We start from the raw sequence: 5,709 nt of genomic DNA on the forward strand, positions 1-5,709 counted from the left end.
GGCCGCGAGCTGCGCGGTCGAGCTGAGAGATCTGCACCTCGTCGGGGATCGCCGGCCCCGCGGGGTGGCGTGGCTCCGGGCGACGGTCGAAGCCGTCCCGTTCCCGCCCCGCCCCCGCACGCGGGGCGTGCCCGCGACGCTCGCCGCCTCGGCGGTCGTCACGAGGACCCGACCCGTCCCGACGGCGGTCGGCGGAGTCGCGGTCATACCGACCACGTTCACCGTCCCCCGGACGCGTCGGCCGCTGGTAACCGGCACCGCGCGCCCCGGACGTCCCACGTCCGTCACGACGTGCCCCGTCCCGACGATCGCCCTCGCGGCGGTCACGGTCCGGCCGGTCGCTGCTGCCTCGACGGTCAGGACCCGGGCCTCCCTGCCCCCGGTCGGAGCGGCCACCCTCGGGACGTCCGCGACCACCCTCCGGCCGTCCGCGGTACCCCCCGTCCTGCCGTCCACGACCCTCACCCGAGCCGCGGCGCGCAGCGTCACCGCCGCTCCGACGACGGTCGCCGTCCCCGGAGCCCGCGCCGGACTGGCTGCGGCCGGCGCCCCGCGCGTCGCGGGAAGGGCCCTGTCGACCATCGCGGTCGCGGCGTCCACCCCGGTCGCCGCCTGAGGACGGGCGGTCCGACTCGGACTCGTGGGAGGTGTCGTTCACCAGGGTTACCTCTCGTTGTGAAGTTTGCGCAGGCCATCTTCCCACGTCGGCTCCGACGTCACACGGGACGTCAGCGACGGGAGTGCTGCGGCGCGACGTCGGCGCAGCAGGCCCTGATGAGGGCCGCCCGCGCAAACGTCCGGAAATGCCGAAGGCCCACCCCGTGTGGGGTGGGCCTTCGGTGAAGGGTTGTCCGGCGGCGTCCTACTCTCCCACCCCGTCTCCAGGGCAGTACCATCGGCGCTGAAGGGCTTAGCTTCCGGGTTCGGTATGGGACCGGGCGTTTCCCCTTCGCTGTGACCGCCGTAACTCTGTGAACCTGTCCAACACTGGGCACCCCGGGTGGGGGTGTGGTGTTGGTGGTTCGGGAACCGCACAGTGGACGCGTAGCAAAAGTTTGTTGGTGTTGAAGTTGTCGGCTGATTAGTACCGGTCAGCTGCACGGGTCTTTCGTCCCCGCTTCCACGTCCGGCCTATCGACCCAGTGTTCTGCTGGGTGCCTCTCACCCCGTAGGGTATGGAAACCTCATCTTGAAGCAGGCTTCCCGCTTAGATGCTTTCAGCGGTTATCCCTTCCGAACGTAGCCAACCAGCGGTGCTCCTGGCGGAACAACTGGCACACCAGAGGTTCGTCCGTCCCGGTCCTCTCGTACTAGGGACAGCCCTTCTCAAGTTTCCTGCGCGCGCAGCGGATAGGGACCGAACTGTCTCACGACGTTCTAAACCCAGCTCGCGTACCGCTTTAATGGGCGAACAGCCCAACCCTTGGGACCTACTCCAGCCCCAGGATGCGACGAGCCGACATCGAGGTGCCAAACCATGCCGTCGATATGGACTCTTGGGCAAGATCAGCCTGTTATCCCCGGGGTACCTTTTATCCGTTGAGCGACGGCGCTTCCACAAGCCACCGCCGGATCACTAGTTCCGACTTTCGTCCCTGCTCGACCTGTCAGTCTCACAGTCAAGCTCCCTTGTGCACTTGCACTCGACACCTGATTGCCAACCAGGCTGAGGGAACCTTTGAGCGCCTCCGTTACATTTTAGGAGGCAACCGCCCCAGTTAAACTACCCACCAGGCACTGTCCCTGGTCCGGATCACGGACCGAGGTTAGACATCCGAAGCGGCCAGAGTGGTATTTCAACGTTGACTCCACCCGCACTGGCGTACGGGCTTCACAGTCTCCCACCTATCCTACACAAGCCGCACCGAACACCAATACCAAGCTATAGTAAAGGTCCCGGGGTCTTTCCGTCCTGCTGCGCGTAACGAGCATCTTTACTCGTAGTGCAATTTCGCCGAGTTCGCGGTTGAGACAGCGGAGAAGTCGTTACGCCATTCGTGCAGGTCGGAACTTACCCGACAAGGAATTTCGCTACCTTAGGATGGTTATAGTTACCACCGCCGTTTACTGGGGCTTAAATTCTGAGCTTCACCCCGAGGGGTTGACCCGTCCTCTTAACCTTCCAGCACCGGGCAGGCGTCAGTCCGTATACATCGTCTTGCGACTTCGCACGGACCTGTGTTTTTAGTAAACAGTCGCTTCTCCCTGGTCTCTGCGGCCGTCCACGCTCCCCGAGCAAGTCGGTTCACGCTTCGGGCCCCCCTTCTCCCGAAGTTACGGGGGCATTTTGCCGAGTTCCTTAACCACGATTCTCTCGATCGCCTTAGTATTCTCTACCTGACCACCTGAGTCGGTTTGGGGTACGGGCGGCTAGAACCTCGCGCCGAGGCTTTTCTTGGCAGCATAGGATCACCCAGTTCGCGCTTGTGCGCTCACCGTCAGCTCTCAGCCTGTATGCCTGGCGGATTTGCCTACCAGACGGCCTACGGCCTTGGACGTGGTCTACCATCGCCACGCCGGGCTACCTTCCTGCGTCACCCCTGTTAATACGCTTACCTACTACCGGTTCGGGTCCCGCGCGCCCCTGTCCGGTGGCCCCGAAGGGCCGGTGGACAGGTTTGGGCGGTAAGCATCACCGGGCTCGGTATGGGCGGTTCTTCGCCGGTAGGAGAATATCAACTCCTTGTCCATCGACTACGCCTGTCGGCCTCGCCTTAGGTCCCGACTTACCCAGGGCGGATTAACCTGGCCCTGGAACCCTTGGTCATTCGGCGGACGGGTTTCTCACCCGTCTTTCGCTACTCATGCCTGCATTCTCACTCGTGTGGGCTCCACCACTGGGTTCCCCCGCGGCTTCACTGCCCACACGACGCTCCCCTACCCACCTGCGCCTCTGGACCACGAAGGCCTGAGTTGAGCGCAGATGCCACGGCTTCGGCGGTGTACTTGAGCCCCGCTACATTGTCGGCGCGGAATCACTTGACCAGTGAGCTATTACGCACTCTTTCAAGGGTGGCTGCTTCTAAGCCAACCTCCTGGTTGTCTGTGCAACTCCACATCCTTTCCCACTTAGCACACGCTTAGGGGCCTTAGCCGGTGGTCTGGGCTGTTTCCCTCTCGACTACGGAGCTTATCCCCCGCAGTCTCACTGCCACGCTTCCACTTACCGGCATTCGGAGTTTGGCTGACGTCAGTAACCTTGTAGGGCCCATCGGCCATCCAGTAGCTCTACCTCCGGCAAGAAACACGTGACGCTGCACCTAAATGCATTTCGGGGAGAACCAGCTATCACGAAGTTTGATTGGCCTTTCACCCCTAACCACAGGTCATCCCCCAGGTTTTCAACCCTGGTGGGTTCGGTCCTCCACGCGGTCTTACCCGCGCTTCAACCTGCCCATGGCTAGATCACTTCGCTTCGGGTCTAGACCCAGCGACTATGGGCGCCCTATTCGGACTCGCTTTCGCTACGGCTTCCCCACACGGGTTAACCTCGCCACTGAGCACTAACTCGCAGGCTCATTCTTCAAAAGGCACGCTGTCACCCCAACCAAGGAGGCTCCAACGGATTGTAGGCACACGGTTTCAGGTACTATTTCACTCCCCTCCCGGGGTACTTTTCACCTTTCCCTCACGGTACTGGTCCGCTATCGGTCACTAGGTAGTATTTAGGCTTAGCAAGTGGTCTTGCCAGATTCACACGAGATTTCTCGGGCCCCGTGCTACTTGGGATCCCCTTCGGGAGGCCGCACCATTTCGTCTACCGGACTCGCACCGTCTGTGGTCCGCCTTTCAATGCGGTTCGACTATGACACGACTTTCTGACTCCCCGGCGGACTGTCAGATCCACCAGAAGGGTCCCACAACCCCGAACACGCAACGCCTGACAGCTTTAACACGCGCCCGGTTTGGCCTCATCCGCTTTCGCTCGCCACTACTCACGGAATATCTCTTCCTGTCGGTACTGAGATGTTTCACTTCCCGACGTTCCCTCCACACACCCTATATATTCAGGTGCAGGTCACACGACATGACTCGTGCGGGGTTCCCCCATTCGGAAACCCTCGGATCACAGCTCGTTTGCCAGCTCCCCGAGGCTTATCGCAGGCTACCACGTCCTTCTTCGGCTCCTAGTGCCAAGGCATCCACCCTGTGCCCTTAAAAACTTCAACAAAAACAACAAAACTGCAGAGAACCAAGAACCACACCCACACACCCCGAAAGGCGCAGCGAGTGTGTCTTGATCTTTACAAAGATGCTCGCGTCCACTGTGCAGTTCTCAAACAACCAACGACCCCGACCCCCACCAGGACCCGCCTACCACCCCCACCCCTCCACGAAGGAGGACCAAGGACAGCGGTTCGAGGTCCGGAGACCGGCCCGTACCAGGCACCCCACCAACCGGTGGCCGGTGACCTGAGGACCCAACAGTGTGCTCGACAAGCCCTCCACCCTCACCCGTGATGTTCCACCACCACCCACCCAGGCCCCGAAGGACCAGGCAGGCCGGCAGGTACTGACACCAGCAAGACCAGAAGACTCTTTCGTCAATGTTCCACCCATGAGCAACCACCCATCACACGTGCGGCGATGGCGTGGCACCTGAACAACCCACCCACCAGCAAAAGCCGGCCGGGCGAGCGTTGGTAGCTCCTTAGAAAGGAGGTGATCCAGCCGCACCTTCCGGTACGGCTACCTTGTTACGACTTAGTCCCAATCGCCAGTCCCACCTTCGACCACTCCCCCCGCGAACGGTTGGGCCATGGGCTTCGGGTGTTACCGACTTTCGTGACTTGACGGGCGGTGTGTACAAGGCCCGGGAACGTATTCACCGCAGCGTTGCTGATCTGCGATTACTAGCGACTCCGACTTCATGGGGTCGAGTTGCAGACCCCAATCCGAACTGAGACCGGCTTTTTGGGATTCGCTCCACCTTGCGGTATCGCAGCCCTTTGTACCGGCCATTGTAGCATGCGTGAAGCCCAAGACATAAGGGGCATGATGATTTGACGTCATCCCCACCTTCCTCCGAGTTGACCCCGGCAGTCTCCCATGAGTCCCCGGCATAACCCGCTGGCAACATGGGACGAGGGTTGCGCTCGTTGCGGGACTTAACCCAACATCTCACGACACGAGCTGACGACAACCATGCACCACCTGTGCACGAGTGTCCAAAGAGACCACCATCTCTGGTGGCTTCCCGTGCATGTCAAGCCTTGGTAAGGTTCTTCGCGTTGCATCGAATTAATCCGCATGCTCCGCCGCTTGTGCGGGCCCCCGTCAATTCCTTTGAGTTTTAGCCTTGCGGCCGTACTCCCCAGGCGGGGCACTTAATGCGTTTGCTGCGGCACGGAACTCGTGGAATGAGCCCCACACCTAGTGCCCAACGTTTACGGCATGGACTACCAGGGTATCTAATCCTGTTCGCTCCCCATGCTTTCGCTCCTCAGCGTCAGTTGCGGCCCAGAGACCTGCCTTCGCCATCGGTGTTCCTCCTGATATCTGCGCATTCCACCGCTACACCAGGAATTCCAGTCTCCCCTACCGCACTCTAGTCTGCCCGTACCCGATGCAAGCTCGAGGTTGAGCCTCGAGTTTTCACACCAGACGCGACAAACCGCCTACGAGCTCTTTACGCCCAATAATTCCGGACAACGCTTGCGCCCTACGTATTACCGCGGCTGCTGGCACGTAGTTAGCCGGCGCTTCTTC

3 rRNA genes and 1 pseudogene are annotated in these 5,709 nt (G+C 61.1%); 1 reads left to right on the top strand and 3 read right to left on the bottom strand.

The window, feature by feature from the left end:
• A pseudogene (locus ACFVQZ_RS36325) lies at positions 1–616 on the top strand (hypothetical protein); the annotation flags it as partial.
• 233 nt (positions 617–849) lie between these two features.
• On the opposite strand, the gene rrf reads toward ACFVQZ_RS36325, so the two are convergent.
• The 3 genes from rrf to ACFVQZ_RS36340 all read right to left on the bottom strand — a co-directional run.
• Positions 850–966: ribosomal RNA gene (rrf, locus tag ACFVQZ_RS36330) — 5S ribosomal RNA — on the bottom strand.
• 95 nt (positions 967–1,061) lie between these two features.
• Positions 1,062–4,169, bottom strand: a 23S ribosomal RNA gene (locus ACFVQZ_RS36335).
• 486 nt (positions 4,170–4,655) lie between these two features.
• Positions 4,656–5,709 (bottom strand): 16S ribosomal RNA (locus tag ACFVQZ_RS36340); the annotation flags it as partial.

It is taken from the genome of Streptomyces sp. NPDC057854 (assembly GCF_042797055.1).
Classification (GTDB): domain Bacteria; phylum Actinomycetota; class Actinomycetes; order Streptomycetales; family Streptomycetaceae; genus Streptomyces.